This is a genomic window from Streptomyces megasporus, from assembly GCF_000718985.1.
GTDB lineage: Bacteria > Actinomycetota > Actinomycetes > Streptomycetales > Streptomycetaceae > Streptomyces > Streptomyces megasporus.
In genome coordinates this window covers 1-347 of sequence record NZ_JODL01000144.1, presented here as the reverse complement: position 1 = coordinate 347, position 347 = coordinate 1, and the positions used below count along the sequence as shown (strand labels likewise).

The window sequence follows — 347 nt, the reverse complement described above, 5'->3', positions numbered from 1 at the left end:
CTGTAAGGCTTAGCTTCCGGGTTCGGAATGTAACCGGGCGTTTCCCTAACGCTATAACCACCGAAACACTATGAAACTGTAAACTGCCGCACCATACCGTGACCTGGCATGGGGCTGTTCGTGGTTTCAGAACCAACACAGTGGACGCGAGCAACTGAGGACAAGCCCTCGGCCTATTAGTACCGGTCAACTCCACACGTTACCGTGCTTCCATATCCGGCCTATCAACCCAGTCGTCTACTGGGAGCCTTACCCTCTCAAGGAGGTGGGAATACTCATCTCGAAGCAGGCTTCCCGCTTAGATGCTTTCAGCGGTTATCCCTGTCTCTTATACACATCTGACGCTG

2 rRNA genes are annotated in these 347 nt (G+C 53.0%); both read right to left on the bottom strand.

The window, feature by feature from the left end:
- Window positions 1–65 (bottom strand): 5S ribosomal RNA (gene rrf / locus IF47_RS0127080); the annotation flags it as partial.
- A gap of 91 nt (window positions 66–156) precedes the next feature.
- Window positions 157–347: ribosomal RNA gene (locus IF47_RS31315) — 23S ribosomal RNA — on the bottom strand; the annotation flags it as partial.